Origin of the sequence: Roseibium aggregatum, assembly GCF_014692675.1 — a bacterium.
In the GTDB taxonomy this organism is placed as follows: Bacteria; Pseudomonadota; Alphaproteobacteria; order Rhizobiales; family Stappiaceae; genus Roseibium; species Roseibium aggregatum_C.
In genome coordinates this window covers 146601-164527 of sequence record NZ_JABFCZ010000004.1, presented here as the reverse complement: position 1 = coordinate 164527, position 17927 = coordinate 146601, and the positions used below count along the sequence as shown (strand labels likewise).

15 protein-coding genes and 1 pseudogene are annotated in these 17927 nt (G+C 62.2%); 7 read left to right on the top strand and 9 right to left on the bottom strand.

Annotated elements, in window-relative coordinates:
- Window positions 1-25 precede the first annotated feature (25 nt).
- Window positions 26-277: an EF-hand domain-containing protein gene (locus HK439_RS04410; protein ID WP_190290159.1), complete on the top strand. Its 252-nt coding sequence runs from the start codon at window positions 26-28 to the stop codon at window positions 275-277.
- A 124-nt stretch (window positions 278-401) separates the two neighbouring features.
- Here HK439_RS04410 and HK439_RS04405 read toward each other — a convergent pair whose 3' ends face one another.
- The 8 genes and pseudogenes from HK439_RS04405 to HK439_RS04370 all read right to left on the bottom strand — a co-directional run bounded on the left by HK439_RS04405 (window position 402) and on the right by HK439_RS04370 (window position 10266).
- Window positions 402-2768, bottom strand: a complete 2367-nt coding sequence (locus HK439_RS04405) for a TRAP transporter permease (RefSeq protein WP_190290158.1) — start codon at window positions 2766-2768, stop codon at window positions 402-404.
- Window positions 2769-2887: 119 nt separating this feature from the next.
- The gene (locus HK439_RS04400; protein ID WP_190290157.1) at window positions 2888-3946 is read right to left on the bottom strand and encodes a TAXI family TRAP transporter solute-binding subunit; all 1059 of its coding nucleotides are present in this window, start codon (window positions 3944-3946) and stop codon (window positions 2888-2890) included.
- A gap of 53 nt (window positions 3947-3999) precedes the next feature.
- Window positions 4000-5688 carry a sulfatase-like hydrolase/transferase gene (locus HK439_RS04395; RefSeq protein ID WP_190290156.1) on the bottom strand — a complete coding sequence of 563 codons (1689 nt, stop codon included), beginning with the start codon at window positions 5686-5688 and terminating at the stop codon, window positions 4000-4002.
- A 234-nt stretch (window positions 5689-5922) separates the two neighbouring features.
- Window positions 5923-6837 (bottom strand): LysR substrate-binding domain-containing protein, encoded by a 915-nt coding sequence (locus tag HK439_RS04390; protein ID WP_209011551.1) that lies wholly within the window; start codon window positions 6835-6837, stop codon window positions 5923-5925.
- A gap of 128 nt (window positions 6838-6965) precedes the next feature.
- Window positions 6966-8412 (bottom strand): annotated as a pseudogene (locus tag HK439_RS04385) (aldehyde dehydrogenase).
- Window positions 8413-8465: 53 nt separating this feature from the next.
- On the bottom strand, window positions 8466-8945 hold the full coding sequence (locus HK439_RS04380) for a MarR family winged helix-turn-helix transcriptional regulator (RefSeq protein ID WP_209011550.1): 480 nt from the start codon (window positions 8943-8945) through the stop codon (window positions 8466-8468).
- On the bottom strand, window positions 8942-9703 hold the full coding sequence (locus HK439_RS04375) for an SDR family NAD(P)-dependent oxidoreductase (protein ID WP_190290155.1): 762 nt from the start codon (window positions 9701-9703) through the stop codon (window positions 8942-8944). Before HK439_RS04375 ends, HK439_RS04380 begins: the two co-directional genes overlap by 4 nt.
- A gap of 29 nt (window positions 9704-9732) precedes the next feature.
- Window positions 9733-10266 (bottom strand): 2,4'-dihydroxyacetophenone dioxygenase family protein, encoded by a 534-nt coding sequence (locus HK439_RS04370; RefSeq protein ID WP_190290154.1) that lies wholly within the window; start codon window positions 10264-10266, stop codon window positions 9733-9735.
- A gap of 165 nt (window positions 10267-10431) precedes the next feature.
- Here HK439_RS04370 and HK439_RS04365 point away from each other — a divergent pair, with 165 nt between their 5' ends.
- The 5 genes from HK439_RS04365 to HK439_RS04345 all read left to right on the top strand — a co-directional run bounded on the left by HK439_RS04365 (window position 10432) and on the right by HK439_RS04345 (window position 15106).
- The gene (locus HK439_RS04365) at window positions 10432-11724 is read left to right on the top strand and encodes an ABC transporter substrate-binding protein (RefSeq protein WP_190290153.1); all 1293 of its coding nucleotides are present in this window, start codon (window positions 10432-10434) and stop codon (window positions 11722-11724) included.
- 114 nt (window positions 11725-11838) lie between these two features.
- Window positions 11839-12552, top strand: a complete 714-nt coding sequence (locus tag HK439_RS04360) for an ABC transporter ATP-binding protein (protein WP_190290152.1) — start codon at window positions 11839-11841, stop codon at window positions 12550-12552.
- Window positions 12549-13262 carry an ABC transporter ATP-binding protein gene (locus HK439_RS04355; protein ID WP_190290151.1) on the top strand — a complete coding sequence of 238 codons (714 nt, stop codon included), beginning with the start codon at window positions 12549-12551 and terminating at the stop codon, window positions 13260-13262. The genes HK439_RS04360 and HK439_RS04355 overlap by 4 nt, the downstream gene beginning before the upstream one ends.
- Window positions 13259-14125: a branched-chain amino acid ABC transporter permease gene (locus tag HK439_RS04350; protein ID WP_190290150.1), complete on the top strand. Its 867-nt coding sequence runs from the start codon at window positions 13259-13261 to the stop codon at window positions 14123-14125. Before HK439_RS04355 ends, HK439_RS04350 begins: the two co-directional genes overlap by 4 nt.
- Window positions 14126-14128: 3 nt before the next feature.
- The gene (locus tag HK439_RS04345) at window positions 14129-15106 is read left to right on the top strand and encodes a branched-chain amino acid ABC transporter permease (RefSeq protein WP_190290149.1); all 978 of its coding nucleotides are present in this window, start codon (window positions 14129-14131) and stop codon (window positions 15104-15106) included.
- A 46-nt stretch (window positions 15107-15152) separates the two neighbouring features.
- Here the strand turns inward: HK439_RS04345 and HK439_RS04340 are convergent, their stop codons facing one another.
- Window positions 15153-15635 carry a MarR family transcriptional regulator gene (locus tag HK439_RS04340; protein ID WP_235987585.1) on the bottom strand — a complete coding sequence of 161 codons (483 nt, stop codon included), beginning with the start codon at window positions 15633-15635 and terminating at the stop codon, window positions 15153-15155.
- A gap of 172 nt (window positions 15636-15807) precedes the next feature.
- Here HK439_RS04340 and HK439_RS04335 point away from each other — a divergent pair, with 172 nt between their 5' ends.
- Window positions 15808-17742 carry an FAD-binding monooxygenase gene (locus tag HK439_RS04335; protein ID WP_190290147.1) on the top strand — a complete coding sequence of 645 codons (1935 nt, stop codon included), beginning with the start codon at window positions 15808-15810 and terminating at the stop codon, window positions 17740-17742.
- The last annotated feature ends 185 nt before the right edge of the window (window positions 17743-17927 follow it).

Here is a 17927-nt window from a genome sequence, read left to right as displayed (position 1 = left end):
GCCCCTCTCCGCGGCAGCGCTCGACTTGAATCCAACCAAGACCGAGATCAGCGCCTTTATGAAGGCCGACACGAACAAAGACAGGGTCCTGACGCGGGAAGAGTTCAGGACATTCATCCAGGCTATGGCCAGTTCCGGTTCGAAAACGGCAAAGAAGATCCGCTTCCTGCGCGCCTACAGCTATGCCTTTTCCATCGCCGATGCCAATCGGGATGGCGTTGCCACGCCCCATGAAATGCGCGCCGCCGACAACGCCCACGGCGTCGGCAGCAAGTAATCCGACGTTACCCTTGAACTGTTACGCCTGATCGGTCAGCGCTAGATCAACCTGCTTTCATGTAGGAATACATGAAAGCATAAAAGTTGATCGATCTTAAAACGTTAGAGCATCTGGTCTGCGTTCACTTGAACGCAGGATGCACTAGCCTCTGCTGCGACCGCGCCGAAATCCAGTGCCAGCCGAGATAGAGAGCCGCGACGGCCAGGGCCGGCAGTGCAATCATCGGATCGTGCATCATGACGAGCACGGCCAGTCCCATGCGCAGGACGACCTCGGCGCCTCCCATCTTCCGCGCATCGAAGCGGGCCAGTGCGCTGGACAGGAAATAGAGCGAAACCACCAGCCGGGCGAGAACATAGGTCAGGTCTCCCCAGTCGATCCCGGATGTGTAGCCCGCAATGAATTGCGCGCTGCCGGCGGTCGCGCCGGGGTCGAGCTTGGCGGCATCGATCAGCAGCAGTTCCGGATAAAAGGCGAAGATGAACGGCAGCACGAACATCACGACGCCTGACCGCACCGCCGAAAAGCCCGTCGCCATGGGATCCGCCCGCGTTATCGAGGCGGCGGCGAAGGCCGCCACCGCGACCGGTGGCGTGATGGCCGATGCCACCGCAAAGAAGAAGATGAACATGTGGGCGGTGAAGGTGGCGATGCCCAGCCCGACGATCATCGGTCCCATCAGCAGCGCCACGTTGATATAGGCCGGTACCGTCGGCATGCCCATGCCGAGCAGGATTGCCAGCACCATCGTCACGGCGAGCGCCAGGAACAGGAACACGCCACCGGACTGGAGTTCGGGTCCGAAGCTGCGCAGCACGTTCAGCATGTCGCGGGCGATGAAGCCGGACAGGCCTGTGAAGTTCAGGCAGAAGTCGATCACCGACACGGCCAGGAACATCAGGTAGAGCGTGCTGATCAGAATGCCCGCATCGGAAAAGGCCTTGAGCAGCTTCGATGGCTGCTTGCGGATGTCCTTGTCGAGGAAGAACAGGACGGCCAGCAGGGCCGTTGCCCACCAGCCCGCGGATCCTGCGTCGCCCGCGGAATTCTGGACCAGCAGGAACAGCCAGGGCAGGTGCTCCGCCCGGCAGACGCCGTTCTGCACGATGGTCTCGATACCGATCAGCGAGGCGATGGGGCCGCAGCCGATCGCTTCCTTCGGCGTGACCAGCAGAAACAGGATCAGGAGGATCGGCGCCACGATCATGATCAGGTGGATCCAGTCGTCGCGGGTCAGCTTCATGTCGGCGGTCAGTTCGCCAACCGCCTGAATACCCTGCTTGCGCGCCTGGAAGACGACGGACAGGAACAGGCAGCCGAAATAGGCGAGTGCCGGGATGACGGCGGCGATGATCACTTCCCGATAGGGTACGACCGTCATCGCCGAAAGCACGAAGGCGGCGACCCCCATCACGGGTGGCATGATCTGCCCGCCGCTCGAAGCCGCGGCCTCGACACCGCCGGCAAACACCTTGGAGAAACCGCGCTTCAGCATCATCGGTATGGTCAGGACGCCGGTGGAGAGCACGTTGACGACCGGACCGCCGGAAATGGTGCCGAACATGGCCGAGGAGACGATGGCCGCATGGGCCGGCCCGCCGCGTAAGCGCCGCGTGCACAGGAAGGCGATCTTGATCAGCGACTGGCCGCCTGCGGAAATGCCGAACAGGGAGCCGAGCACGATATAGGGGAACACGGTGTTCAAGAGGATGCCCATGAAGCGGCCGAGTAGCCCTTGGGCATTGTTGACCAGGATGTCCTCGACATTGGGCCGCCCGTCCATCAGCAACCTGGGTTCGCCGCCCAGCTTGGTGATCAGGTACTTGTTCATGTCATGGGCGCCGAACACGTACCAGATCAGAACGGTGATCATGGTGTAGGCGGCGATGGCGATGGCGACCGCGACCAGCGGGAAGCCCCAGACCCTGACGTTATAGGCAAGGAACACCGTGATCGCGCCGCCGACGACGGCGAAGATCCAGATGCCGAGATTGTTGATGCAGGCCGGATCGTCGACGCTGGTCGGAACGGGGAGGCCGTAGAGTTCGGCGAATTCCTTTTCTTCCCTCAGCGCCTTTGCGATCAGCTCGGCGCGTTCGCCGGTGAACTGGTCGATCAGGCAGACGGAATCGATCTCGATCAGATAGGACAGGGCAATGATGATGGCGGTTGCCACCAGGGCGATGTCCATTCCAAGCGACAGGGTCTTGTAAAGCGGGCTGCGGTTGATGGCGCTGCGATAGAAGGAATGCTTCAGCGCGACCACCGTCATCATGATGACGAAGGCGAGCGGATAGAGGAATTCGTAAGGGTACTTGCGGATCGCGAAATTCGGATTGCCGGTCAGGTTCTGGAAGAAGGCGTCCAGTCCGGGGATGGACGGGATGGTGTTCATCAGGCCGATGACGACGAGCACCATGCCGAGCATGGCCGCCCACCGGTCCGGCCGGGCAAACAAGGGTTGCGAATGTTCCGTTTCAGCGTTCATGTCCGGGCCTTGTCGCCGTCCGCCTGTGCGTTAAGACGCGCGTGTGTCGGGCGCAGTCGTCGCCCGGTAAATCATTTAGGAAAACGGGCGGGGATTTTACGCCCCGCCGCCTGTTGTCGTTATTTCGCGCAGTCCGGAACCGTGTATCCGGCCTCTTCCCAGGCCTCGACGGCGCCGGGATGGTACTTCAGCGACAAGGCTCCGCAGAAACCGGAATCCGCTGCATCCAGGACACCGATGTTGATGTTCTTCGCATAGGGCGCCTTGGCCTTCAGCTCTTCCATCGACTTGATGTACGAGGCGGTGATCGCCTTGGCCATCTCGTTGCTCATGTCCTTGTTGACGACATCGGCAAACGCCGTGCCCATGCCGCGGAAGGTTCCGTCTTCAGAGATCAGGGTCACGCCCTGGTCGTCGCCGTAGCCCATGTTTTCCCACTTCACGACGATCGGCACGTTGCCCGGCGCCTTGAGCAGTCTCTGAAAGGCCTCGCCCTCAAAGATTTCCTTCGGCGTGGAGACGATGTTCACGTTGCCGGCCGACAGGGCGATGGTGACGCGTTCGGACGGGAAGGTCAGGGGCACAACGAATGCATCAGCCGATCCGTCGACCAGGATGTTGGCAAGCTGACCCCAGTTGGCCTGCATTCCCTTGTAGTCCTCGCCGTCCTTGTAACCGGCGGCCATCTGGATCGCCTGGCGGGCATTGACGAGGGCAGCGCCGCGCGGCGGTCCGTTGAAGACCGTCTTGTTCTTCAGGTCGGTCCATTTCTCGATATTCGAGCTGGTATGGGCAATCAGGCCGTAGGCGCCGGCGTTATAGGGGTAAAGCGCGCGAAGATTGGCAGCGAGCTTGGCACCGTTTTCGCCCTGTTTCGAGTAGGGCCCGCGGCCCTTTTCCAGGAGGAAATGCAGCACGATCGGCAGGGCCGCGATATCGGTCTTGCCCTCGGCCACGTTTTGGATCGAGTTGGTGAGGGTCTGGCCTTCCTGGACCTGCAGATTGGCGATGCCGTCGCGACCGAGCACGTCGGCCAGATGCATGATCGAAAGGTGCGGTGAGTTCCCCGGGCTTGAGGTTTCGGCGGTCAGGTTGGCCTGCGCAAGGGCCGAACCGCTTCCGAGCGCAATCATGGCAGCGCAGGAAACAGCGCCGAAGGCCCGTCTGGTCAATGTCATCATGTTTTCCTCCCAATGATGAACGGTTTTTATTCTCTGATTGACGCCGGTGTTTATTCGCCGGCCTGTTTCATTGTCTCCCTGCGGTCCCTGGCCTTCCGCCCCACATAGTTGGCGGATATCGGCGATGGAACGTCGCCTTCGTCGACGATGCCGATCAGGACCCCCTTGGCGGAGCCCTTGCCGCGCGCGCCGATGAATTGACTTCTGGACATGGTCGTGCGCTGGGACGGCCGACGCGCCCAGGCAAACAGCTTGTCGTAGAGTTCGTCGATCACCGGCTGCAGTTGTTCGCTTTCTCCAAGGTCGACCAGTTCGCCGGGGTCGTTCTTGAGATCGAACAGCATGGGCCGGAAGCCGCCTTCGAAGTGGATCAGTTTCCAGTCCTTGTTTGCGACCATGAACATGCGCGCCTCCGCCGGGTCGAGGCCGAGCTTTCCGGCGAGCGGACTTGCGGAATAATCATATTCACAGATGACGTGGTCCCTGAGCGGCCCCTCCTGCGTGCCATGCAGGACCGGCATCAGCGACTTGCCTTCCAGGATGTGATCGACGGCGGCCACGTCGCCGCCGGCGGCTTGAAGAAAGGTCGGCAGCAGGTCGATGCATTCGACCAGCTCGTCGCACACGGTTCCGCGGGTAGCGTCGGCTTCGGCCGACGGGTCATAGATGATCAGCGGCACCCTGGTGGAGGCGTCCTGGAAGAAGGTCTTCTCGCCGAGCCAGTGATCGCCGAGGAAATCGCCGTGATCGGAGGTGACCACGATCATCGTGTCATCCATCCGCCCGGTCTTTTTCAGCCAGTCGAACAGCACGCCCATCTGATCGTCGCATTGCTTGATCAGGCCCATGTAGGCTTTCAGCACCTTGTCGCGGATGTCGTCGCGCGAGAACGCCCGGCCGACCGGCGCCATCATGAAGCCCTTGAAGACGGGATGGGCGTTGTCGAATTCCTCCTGGCTCCGGACGGCGGGGAGGAAGTCTTCGGGCCCGTACATGTCGTGATAGGGCGCCGGCACGATATAGGGCCAGTGCGGCTTGATGTAGGACAGGTGACAGCACCAGGGCTGGTCGCCCTGAGCCTCGATGAACTCCATGCCGCGCCGGGTCAGGTAGGGCGTTTCGCTGTCCTGCTCGGCGATGTTGGCCGGTTCGTCGGAATTCTTCAGGAACCATCCGGACAGGACATTGCCGCCGTCATCGATCCCGGAGTTGGCATAGTCGTGCCACGGGTTGTCGCCGTCATAGCCCTTTTCGCGGAGATATTCGTTGTACTTGAGCGCGCCGCCCGGATCGTAAAGGCCGTCCGGGCCTTCCGGGCGCATTCCGTCATCGCGCTCGTAGATGTCGAAGCCGCATTCGGCGACGCGGGCGCCGATGACGCTGTCGGGTTCCAGGCCGAGGCGGCGCATGCCTTCCGCATCCGCTTCCATGTGGGTCTTGCCGACCAGCCAGCAGCCCATGCCGTTGTCGCGCAGGTAGTCGCCCATGGTCCGTTCGCCGACCTTCAGCGGCACCTGGTTCCAGGAGGCGCCGTGGCTGTGGACGTAGCGGCCGGTATAGGTGGACATGCGCGACGGGCCGCACAGCGGTGACTGGATATAGGCCCTGTCGAAGCGCACGCCCTTTTGCGCCAGCCGGTCGATATTCGGCGTCTTCAGATGCGGATGACCATAACAACTCAGATAATCCCAGCGCAGCTGGTCGAACATGATGAACAGAATGTTCCTGGTCTTCCGCATGATCTCTCCTGGTTTTGAGGCGTGCAAAGACGGCCATGCCTCAGACTGAAAAGGGAAGAAAATCAGCCGGAACAATAGGATCCGGGCGCGTGATCGCCGGATTTACCTGATATGCCGCTTTTCCTCCCTGAGGCTTCTTTGAGCCTTTGAAATCAACCTAACCGCTGATGACCGGACGCGATAATAGAGATATCGTCCACAATATAACAAATATGTTATGGCCTTGTCCTGGGTCTAGGCGTAGGCGCGGGCTTCCTCGCGCAGGACCTCGACCAGTTGTGCGGCCGCAGGCGAGAGATCGCGGCCGGTCATGAACGACAGGCCGACCGACCCGGTCAGTTCCTCGCCGTGAATGTCGAGGACGACAAGCCGGCCGTCGGCGAGCTCCTGGCGTACAGACCCCAACGGCATGCAGGCGACGGCATCCTGGGCGGCCAGAAACGCCCTGGTGAATTCGAAGGAAACCGTTTCGATCTTGTTGGAGAACTCGGCCAGGCCCCGCCCGGTGGTGAACTTGCCAAGTTCCCGCCGGATGATCGTATTCGGCTGCGGCACGATCACGAGTCCCCGATCGATATCGTCTAGCGTGAGATTGGGTACGTCGGCGAGCGGATGTCCCTTGCGCGCAACAAAGATGAGGGGTTCGGAATAGAGGTGTTCGAAACTGACGCCTGCCATGTGTTCCAGTGACGGCAGACGGCCGACCATGCAATCGATATCGCCCTGGCGCAGCCGGTCGACGATCTCCGCGACATTGGCCCAATAGAGCCGGACGTCGATGTCCGGAGCGATCTCCTTGAACCTGGAAACGGCCTTGGGGACGAGGGTTCGCGACACATTCGGCAGCATGCCGACCGAAACCGTGTGCTGCTGCTCGTCGCCGCTTGCCAGTTGAATGCCGCGCTCGATCTGGGACATGCCGGTGAGCGCGTGACGGCGCAGCGTTTCTCCGGCCTGGGTCGGGACAAGCCCCTTGGCGGTGCGCTCGAACAGCGGCTGGCCCAGTTCCGCCTCCAGTTCGCGCAAGGTGCGCGAAAGTGCCGGCTGCACGGTGTTGAGTGCGGCCGCGGCCTTGGTCACCGAGCCGTGCTCGGCCACGCTCAGGAAACAGCGGATATGACGCAGGCGGACTCGGTTGGGAATTTTCATGAAGCAAGATCAACCCGAATGCGCCGCGTGGTCAATCCGGACATTCGCCGGATCCTGCCCGAATAACGACGAAACGGGCCGGTGCCGGATGAGGCACTGGCCCGCTCTTTGTTTTTTCCGCTGACCGATCAGAACGGATAATGCTGATGCGGATCCTCGATGGTGATCCAGCGCAGGTCCGTGAACTGGTCGATGGCCGCCTTGCCGCCGAACCGGCCGTAACCGGATGCGCCGACGCCGCCGAACGGCATCTGCGCCTCGTCGGCAACGGTCGGGCCGTTGATGTGGCAGATGCCGGAATGGATCTGCTTGGCGACCTCCATCGCGCGCATGATGTCCTTGCCGAAGACCGCAGCCGACAGGCCGTATTCGGTGTCATTGGCAACGGCGATGGCTTCCTCGGTCGACTTCACGCGGATGACCGGTTTGACCGGACCGAAGGACTCTTCGTTGTAGATGCGCATGTCCTTCGAGACGTTGTCGACGACGGTCGCCTGAACGATGGTGCCGTCACGGCCGCCGCCGGCGAGAACCTTGGCGCCCTTGGCCTTGGCGTCTTCCAGGAAGGCGTCCATGCGTTCGGCCGGTGCCAGGTCGATCAGCGAACCGAGGACGACATGTTCACGCGGGTTGCCGGCCGGCAGGCCGGAGGCCTTGGCGGCGAGCTTCGAGACGAATTCGTCGGCGACCTTTTCATCGACGATGATCCGCTCGGTGGACATGCAGAATCTGCCCCTGGTTCATGTAGCAGCCGAAGGCGGCGGCATTGACCGCGGCATCGATATCGGCATCGTCCAGAACCAGCATCGGGTTCTTGCCGCCCAATTCCAGCAGCGCGGGCTTCAGGTGGCGACCGGCGAGTTCGCCGATGATCCTGCCGACGCGGGTGGAGCCGGTGAAGTTGACGCGCTTGACGGCCGGGTGCGCAATCAGCGCTTCCACGATCTGCGGCGCGTCTTCCGGGGCATTGGTGACGACATTGACCACGCCCTTCGGCAGACCGGCCTCGTTCATGCATTCGCCGATGAGGCGGTGGATGCCCGGGCAGAGCTCGGAGGCTTTCAGGACGACCGTGTTGCCGCAGGCGAGCGGCATGGCGATCGCACGGGTGCCGAGGATGACGGGGGCGTTCCAAGGCGCCATGCCGAGAACGACACCGGCCGGCTGGCGGATGCCCATGGCAAGCGAGCCGGGCTTGTCGGACGGGATAACCTCACCGCCGACCTGGGTTGTCATGGACGCGGCTTCGCGCAGCATCTGGCTGGCGAGCATGACGTTGAAGCCGCCCCAGATCGCGGTCGACCCGGTTTCCTCAACGACGAGCCGCATGAACTCGTCCTTCTTTGCCGCCAGTGCCTCGGAGGCTTTCAGGAGCAGGGTGCGGCGTTCGTTCGGGCCGATCCTGGACCAGGCCGGGAAGGCGGCTGCGGCTGCATCGACCGCGGCGATGGCGTCGGCGACGGTGGCCGCCGGTGCGGTGGTGGCGGGCGCGCCGGTTACCGGATCGTTCCGGGTGAAGGTCGCTCCGCCGGTTGCGCCAACCGGCTCCCCGTTGATGAGCATGTCGATTTTCATGGAAACCTCCTTGGTGGTTTTGTTGTGGCCCGAAGACGTGCTGGAAACACGTTTCAGGTCAGGTGTTTGACGATGTCCTTGAGCAGCTCGAGAAGCTCGGCCTTGCGGTCGCCGACGATGGCATCGAGTTTCCTGTCATGTTCCTCGGCATGGGCCAGCAGCGACTTGAGCACCTCTTCCCCGGCGTCGGTCAGCCGCAGGGTGACCCGGCGCCGGTCGATTTCCGACGGTGTCCGGGTGATCAGGCCCTCGCGCTGAAGGGTCTGGACCAGGGGGGTCACGGAAGACTTGTCGCGCGCGATCGCCCGGCTCAGCTCCATCTGGGTGAGACCGGGGTTCTGGTGGATCAACATCATGGCGGCGAATCGGCCGGGTCTCAGATGGGGCTTGCCGACGTGCTGGGCATAGGTCTGGAACGAGGCATCCTGCGCCAGACGCAGGTTGAAGCCGATGAAGTTTTCCAGCGGGCCCAGGCGGATTTTTCCCTCTTCCTCAGACGGGGAGGCTTCAGGTTGCCCCTTGGTTTTGCTCATGCACTCATTCCTCCATCGACCATCAGCATGGCGCCGGTTGTAAAGCTGCTCTGGTCGGATGCAAGGTAAAGTACGGAACGTGCAATTTCGTCGGGGCTGCCGTGGCGGCCGAGCGGAATGATCTCGTTGAAGAATTCTGTTCCGTCCCGTCCGATCTCCTTAGCCAAACCTTCTTCCACGGAGAGCTGGAATGCGTTGTCGATCGGACCCGGATGGATGGTGTTGACCCGGATCCGGCGCGGGGCCAGCTCCTTGGCGAGACAGCGCATCAGTCCGGTCTGGGCATGTTTCGCGGTGATATAGGCATAGACGCCCGGATCGCCGCGGGTGCCTGCGACGGACGAGGTGATGACGATCGAGCCGCCGTCGTTCATGTGCGGCACCGCATGTTTTGCGGCCAAAAACGCGCCGCGGACATGGACAGCGTAGACCGCGTCGAAGATCCCGGTCGGATAGTCCTCGATCGGTGCGACCGTTCCGAAATTTCCGGCATTGGAGAACAGGACGTCGATATTGCCGAAGCGGGTGCAGGTCGCCTCCACATAGCGCTGAACATCGGTTTCGCTGGATACGTCGGCGCTGCAGGTATCGACATTGCCGCCGCCGCCGAGTTCGGCTTTCGCATCGGCAAGGGTATCCGGGTTCAGATCGACCAGCATTACCCTGGCGCCTTCGGCCAGGAACAGCTTCGCGGCCGCAAGCCCGAGGCTTCCGGCCCCGCCGGTGATGATGCAGGTCTTGTTGCCAAGAGCGTTCATGTTCCCTCCGGACTGCAGCGGTGATGTGGTCAGCGGATCAGAGCGTCGATCGCGGCGGCGCCGAGACCGACCTTTTCATAGTGCGCGCGGCACATGGCGAGATAGTCATGGACATCGAAATGACCGGCACTGTTGCCGTCCTCGTCGAGCCAGATCAGGGGACCCTTGACGATGAAATAGGCGCGCATCGGCTCTTCGTGATCGTAGGCGACCAGCGTGTGGCCTTCGCCGGGAGATTCGTAGACGAAGTCGCCGGCGGTTGCGATCCAGTCATGTTCCAGATAGCCCCATTTGCCGGAGATCGTGTAGGCGAAGACCTCGTGGGGATGATAGTGCCGGTTCACCAGGCCGGCGGCCTTGGCATAGAGGATGTCCGCCCATTTGTTCTGGCTCGGCGAGATCCACAGCGGTCGCGAGAACACCGTATCGGAAAACGGAACGTAGTAGCGCTCGTCCTCGGTCGGGGCGTTGGCGACATAGGCTTCCGGCTGGGCGTCGGCGCGGAAAACCTGCTCTATCGGCTTGATGCCGCGCCAGAATTCGCCCCCTTCGATTTTCGGCATGATCTCCTCCCTGTTATGGTTTGATTTCAAACTATATACACAGGCGATCCAGGTCTAGTCATCCAATTAGTTTGCCTTCCAACCATTTTCGCATTATCGTCAAAATTGTGGATCATATCCGTCGTGTTGGAGGAGCAGGGCGGGCGTCATTCCTGGGGAGGAAACATGACCAAGACACCATTTTCCATTAACCGCCGGCAGGCTCTGTCGGGTCTCGCCGCGGGTGCAGCCGCAACCGCCGCGCCGGGTTTCATGACCCGCGCCCTTGCCACGCCGAAGACCATCAAGATCGGCCTCGTGCAACCGAGCACGGGTCCGCTGGCCTTCTTCACCGAACACATACCCTTCGTGCTCGACCAGGTGCAGAAGACGCTCGGCGGCAGCATCGACGTCAACGGGACCAAGCATCCGTACGAGATCATCATCAAGGACAGCCAGTCCAACCCGAACCGGGCCGCGGAAGTCACGCAGGAGCTGATCCTGCAGGACGAGGTCGACCTGGTGGCGACCTTCGCCACGCCGGAAACGGTGAACCCGGTGTCGGACCAGTGCGAAATCAACGGCGTGCCGTGCGTCAGCAACGACGCACCGCTGGAGCCCTATTTCTTCGGCCGTAACGGCGATCCGGCCGTGGGCTGGGATTGGACCTATCACTTCTTCTTCTCCGGCGGCGGATTGTCCCGTGCGCTGGTGCCGTACTGGAAGCGTCTGGAAACCAACAAGGTGATCGGCGGGCTGTGGCCGAACGACGGTGACGGCATCGCACAGTCGGACAAGGCGCACGGCTTCCCGCCGTATTTCGAATCCGAAGGTTTTTCTGTGATCGATCCGGGCCGGTTCGACATGCCGGCGAGCAACTACAATGCGCAGATCGCCGCTTTCAAGGCCGCCAATGTCGAGATCATCCAGGGCGTGCTGCCGCCGCCGGAATTCACGACCTTCTGGAACGGTGCGGCCCAGCAGGGCTTCCAGCCGAAGATCGTCTATGTCGGCAAGGCCTGCGAATTCCCGCAGGCCATGGAGCCGCTCGGGGATCGCGCTTTGGGCCTCAGCACCGAAGTCTGGTGGAGCAAGTACCATCCCTACAGCTCCGGCCTGACCGGCCAGAGTTCGCTTGAGCTCGCCGACGCATACGAGGCCGCTAGCGGCCGGCAGTGGTCGCTGCCGCTCGGCTTCCGCCATGCCCTGTTCGAAGTCATCTTCGACACGCTGAAGCGGACCGAGAACCTCGACGACAAGGGCTCCATCCGCGACGCCCTGAAGACGACCAACTACAAGTCCATCGTGGGTGCGCTCGACTTCACCAAGGGGCCGTTCCCGAATACCGCGGAGACACCGCTCGTCATCGGCCAGTGGGTCAAGGGCGAGAAGTTCCCGCTCGACATGGTGATCGTGGACAACACGACCACGCCGGAAGTTCCGGTCAATGCAGAGCCCATGCTGATCAAGTACAGCTAGGCAGCCTGGACGCCGCGTCCGCTTCTCGGGCGCGGCGTTCCTTTTCGTCTCCCGCCTTGAAATTCCAACAGTTTCCGCAGCACAATGTTCGTATCAAAAGATGGATAGGCCGAGATGCTGAACCTGCATGCTCTATCCAAGAGTTTCGGCGCGCTCAATGTGCTGAGCAATCTCGACCTGAGCGTTCCTCAGGGAGAGGTTCTGGGCATCATCGGGCCGAACGGTGCCGGCAAGACAACGCTGTTCAATCTGATCGCCGGTGTCCAGACGCCGAGCAGCGGCGAGATCCTGTTCGAAGGCAAGGACCTGTCCCGGACAAAGGTGTGGGACCGTTGCCGCCTCGGCATCGCGCGCACCTACCAGGTGCCGAAGCCTTTCACCAACATGAGCGTGTTCGAAAACGTTCTGGCTGCGGGCCTGCACGGCGGCGGCCAGAAGATGCGCGATGCCGCCGAGCGCGCCGAAGAGGTTCTGGAAACCGTCGAGCTCGCCCACCGCAAGAACACGCCGGCGGGGGACCTGTCCCTGCTTGACCTCAAGCGGCTGGAGCTTGCCAAGGCGCTCGGCAGCAATCCGCGTATGCTGTTGCTCGATGAAATCGCCGGCGGCCTGACCGACGCGGAATGCGACAGCCTGCTCCAGATCATCGGCGGCGTGCGCGACAGGGGCACCACCATCGTCTGGATCGAGCATGTCATTCATGCGCTGCGGCGGCTGGCCGACCGGATCGCGGTGCTACATGGCGGCAATATCATCGTTTCCGGCTCGCCCGACGAGGTTCTGCAAAACGCCCATGTGAAACAGGTCTATCTGGGGGTCGAGGGGTGAGCGCAAATCCGCTTCTGAAAATCGACGGCCTGTCTGTTTATTACGGCAAGTTTCGCGCGCTCCTGGACGTCTCGATCGACGTCGGGGAAGGCGAGATCGTTTCGATCATCGGCGCCAACGGCGCCGGCAAGTCGTCGCTCTTAAAGGCTATCGTCGGCCAGGTGCCGAAGGTCGAGGGCGACATCCGCTTCGAGGGGCAAAGCCTTGTCGGCAGGGGAACGCCGGACATCGTGAAGCAGGGGGTGGCGCTGGTGCCCGAAGGCCGGCGGCTGTTTCCTTCGCTCACGGTCGAGGAGAACCGGACCCTCGGCTGGGAAACCGGGCGGCGCGGCGGGATGAGCCGGGAGGATATCTACGGCTTCTTTCCGGTGCTGAAAGAACGTCGCAACCAGCCGGCCAACCAGCTCAGCGGCGGCCAGCAGCAGATGGTCGCCTTCGGCCGTGCCCTGCTGGCGGATCCGAAACTTCTTTTGTGCGACGAGATCAGTCTCGGACTGGCGCCGGTGATCATCGATGAACTGTACAAGATCCTGCCGGATATCCGGGACCGGGGCGTTTCGATCCTTCTGATCGAGCAGGACATCGGCCGCTCGCTCGCGGTCGCCGACCGGTTCTACTGCATGCTCGAGGGCAAGGTGAACCTGTCCGGCAAGCCGGACGAGGTCAGCCGGGACGACGTCATCAAATCATATTTCGGGGGGCATGAATGACCGGCGTCTGGGTCAATCAGATCGTCCAGGGCATCCTGCTCGGCGGTCTCTACGCCATGTTCGCGCTGGGCCTGTCGCTGTCGGCGGGCGTGATGCGCTTCATCAACATCGCCCATGGCGACCTGATCGTGCTCGTCTGTTTCCTGGTGCTGACACTGACGACAAGCCTCGGCCTGTCGCCGCTGGTGGCAGCAGCAATCACGCTGCCGGTGGTCTTCGCCGGGGGGTATCTTTTGCAGCGTCTCCTGCTGCAAAGGGTGCTCGGCCAGCACGTGTTGCCGGTGATCCTGGTGACCTTCGGGCTGTCGATCATCATCCAGAACGCGCTTCAGGGAACCTACGGCGCCGATACGCGTAAAGTTCAGGGCGGGGTGATCGAATACGCCACGATCCATGTTGCCGGCGAGATCAATGTGGGCGTTCTGCCGCTGGTGATTTTCGTGTCGGCGATCCTCATGGTGTGGCTGCTCGACCGGCTCTTGTACCGCACCCGGATCGGCGCCCGCATCCGGGCGGTGTCCGACGATGTGGCGGCCGCCAATCTGATCGGCCTGCCGTCGCCGCATATCTTCGCCCTTGCCATGGGCTTCGTCGGCGTGACGATCGCGATTTCCGCAGGATTCATGTCGGTCTGGACCAATTTCGATCCGACCAGCGGACCGAGCCGGCTCTTGATCGCCTTCGAGGCGGTGGTGCTCGGCGGTCTCGGCAGCCTGTGGGGTACGCTCATCGGCGGAATCATCCTCGGCGTGGCGCAGGCGGTCGGCGGCCAGTTCGATGCGGCCTGGCAGGTGCTCGCCGGCCATATCGTCTTTCTGATCATCTTCGCACTGAGGCCGCAGGGCCTGTTCCCGAGGTACTGACCGATGAAGCCGACCATCCTTCTCGGGCGCCTTGCGCTGATTGCCGGTGTCATCTTCCTGATCGCGGCTCCTGCATTCCTGTCGTTGCGCGGCATGCAGCTGACAACGGAATTCATGTCGCTGCTGGTGCTGGCGATGATGTGGAACCTGCTGGCCGGCTACGCCGATATCGTCACCGTGGGCCAGCATGCATTCGTCGGCATCGGCGCTTATGCCTTCTTCGGCTTCCTGGTTCTGCTCGGCGTCGACCCCTACCTGTCGGTGCTGCTCGCCGGTGTCGTGTCGCTGATCTTCGCGATCCCGGTCATGGGCCTGATCTTCCGCCTGCGCGCCGGTTATTTGGCGGTCGGCAGCTGGGTGGTCGCCGAGACGTTGATGCTGGCGGCCGGGAAGCTGTCGGCCTTTGGCGGCGGCTCGGGCAAGAGCATGCCGGTTTCCTTCGTGAAGTCCTTCGGCGCCTCGACCCCGGACCGTTACGCGAATGTCTACTGGCTGGCGTTTGCGCTGCTGGCGGCCGCGTTCCTGTCCACCTGGTACCTGCTGCGCTCGCGGATCGGCGTCGGCCTGACGGCCATGCGCGACGACGAGGAGGGGGCCGGGGCCATCGGCGTCAACCTGCGCCGGGCCCGGGTGCTTTGTTTCCTGTGGGTCGCGCCGTTCCTCGGCATGGCCGGGGCGATCATCACCATGCAGAAGCTCAGGGTGGCGCCGCCGGCGTCGTTCAGCATCCTCGACTGGACGGTCTATATCATCTTCATCGTCGTCATCGGCGGGGTCGGCAGTTTCGAGGGCCCGATCATCGGCACCATCGTGTTCTTCCTGATCCGGGAATTCCTGAACGATCTGGGCGTCTGGCACCTGATCATTCTGGGCGTGATCTCCATCGGGGTGATCCTGGTCGAGCCGAAGGGGATCTGGGGCCTGCTGCGCCGGTTCGTTCCGGGCGACCTCATTCCGGTCGGGCACAAGCCCCGGCGCTGAGGCACGATCTGCGGTGGCTTAGCCGGCCGATTTAGAAGCCCGTACCCTATTTTTCCGCACCTGATTTCGCGGTCTTCATCGGTGCGCGGCTGAGGTCGTTCAGGGCAGAGGTTGCCTTCTCCAGGAGGCGCATGAATTCCTTCTGCTCCGGTTCGCTCAGCCCGCTCAGCATGATTTTCTGTGTTTCCAGGACGGCCGGCTGGATCTTCTGCAGGGCTGCAAATCCCTCGTCGGTAATGTGCAGAACACGGGCGCGGCGGTCCGTCTCGCTGACCTCGCGAGAGAGAAAACCCTTCTGCACCAGACGGTCGACCACGCCGGTGATGGTGGTCCGGTCATAGGCGATCAGGCCGGCAAGCGTCGCCTGGTCGATCCCGGGATGGGTATTGACCTTGGACAGGGCCGCATACTGGACGGACGTCAGATCGAAACCGGCCGCGCCGACTTCCGCATGAAATATCGCCACTGAGATCTGCTGCAGCCGGCGGATCAGGTGCCCCGGCATTTCCTCGATTTGTTGCACGGCCATCTCCAAAAAAGCGGTCTGCCGAATTGACAAACCAAAAATAGTCAGCATACTGATCATCAGTATACGGACTATATGATCCGCAGGAAAGGTTTTGTTCGAGCAAGGCTGGAACAAAGTCAAGCTCGGCGCCGGACGGGTACTGCTGCGCCGGAAAAATTTGGAGGAAACGCCCATGCAATTTCATCTGAACGGTTTCACCACCGGCGATCCGGAAGTCCTGAAGCAGACTGAAGATGCCGCCTATCTGGCGAACACGGACACGCTTCCCGACGAGGTCGATGTGCTGATCGCCGGCTGCGGCCCGGCCGGCCTGGCGCTGGCCGCCCAGCTCTCCAAGTTCCCGGACATCAAGACCCGGATCGTTGAGCCGAAAGCAGGTCCGCTCACCCACGGCCAGGCGGACGGCATCGCGTGCCGGACGATGGAAATGTTCCAGGCCTTCAATTTTGCCGAAAAGGTCGCCAAGGAAGCCTGCTGGATTTCCGAAGTCACCTTCTGGACGCCGGATGAGGCCGACAGCACGAAGATCACCCGCAGCGATCGCATTCAGGATGTCGAGGACGGACTGTCGGAATTCCCGCACGTGGTGCTGAACCAGGCACGCGTCCACGACAATTATCTGGACGTGATGCTGAATTCGCCGAACCGCCTGGCGCCGAACTACTCGCGCAAGGTGACGGATGTGAAGGTCGTCAACGGCGGCTCCAACGATGCCTATCCGGTCACCGTGACCCTGGAGCGGGTGGATGACGCCCACAAGGGCGAGATCGAAACGGTAAAGGCCAAATACGTGGTCGGCTGCGACGGCGCGCGCAGCGCCGTGCGGACCGCGATGGGCCGTTCGCTCAAGGGTGAAGCGGCGCACCAGGCCTGGGGCGTGATGGATATTCTCGCCGAGACCGACTATCCGGACATCCGCATGAAGTCGGTGATCCAGTCGGCCGATGAGGGCAGCATCCTGATCATTCCGCGCGAGGGCGGTTATCTGTTCCGTGTCTATGTGGAACTCGACAAGCTTGCCGAAGACGAGCGTGTCTCCAACAAGAACATCACCCTCGACTACCTGATCGACGCCGCCAACCGGATCATGAGCCCTTACAAGCTTGACGTGAAGGAGGCCGCCTGGTGGTCGGTCTATGAAATCGGTCACCGCATTTGCGACAAGTTCGATGACGTGCCGGCCGAAGAGGTCGCCACCCGCCTGCCGCATGTGTTCATCGCCGGCGACGCCTGCCACACCCACAGCCCGAAGATGGGTCAGGGCATGAACGTCTCCATGCAGGACACGTTCAATCTCGGCTGGAAACTCGCCTATGTGCTTCAAGGGCGCTCGGGCCCAGAGTTGCTGCACACCTATTCGGCCGAGCGCAAGGCAATTGCACAGGACCTGATCGACTTCGACAGCGCATGGGCAAGGGTGCTGAGCACGCCGGTCAAGTCTGCGGAAAACCCGGACGGGCTTGAGCCGGCCGAAGTCCGGAAGCATTTCCAGCAGATCGGCCGTTATACGGCGGGTGTCGCGACCGTCTACACGCCGTCGGTGCTGACGGGAGAATCCACACACCAGGATCTGGCGGAAGGTTTCAAGATCGGTTCGCGCTTCCATTCCGCGCCGGTGATCCGGCTCGGCGATGCCAAGCCGATGCACCTGGGCCACACGGTGGAAGCCGACGGCCGCTGGCGCATCTTTGCCTTCGGCAACAGGGAAGACCCGACGGGGGCTTCTTCGAAGATCCGCGCCCTGTGCGATTTTCTCGAGCAGTCCCCGGACTCGCCGGTGGTGAAATACACGGCTTCAGGCGCTGACCTCGACAGCGCGATCGATGTCCGTGCCGTGTTCCAGCAGTACTTCCGCGATCTTGAACTGGAAGCCATGCCGTCGATGCTGCTGCCGAAGAAGGGCAAGTACCAGCTGACCGACCGGGAGAAGATGTTCTGCGCCGACGTGAAGAGCGGCAACGACATTTACGACATGCGCGGCATCGACCGGGACAAGGGCTGCATCGTCGTCGTTCGTCCGGACCAGTACATCGCCCATGTGCTGCCCCTCGACGGCTATCAGGACCTCGCCGCCCTGTTCGACGGGTTTCTGCTGCCGAGGAACTGAGGCCACGGAGCGTCACCCCGGGCGAACGCAGTGAGACCCGGGGCCTACTCGTTTCCAGAGCCTTTGTGCTCCCGGTCAAAGCTGCGGCAGGTGGCTCTGCGAGTAGGTCCCGGATCTCCGCTTCGCTGCGTCCGGGATGACGGTCGGTGGGTGAGCAAGGTCTTGCCCCTTTCCATGAGTTCGAA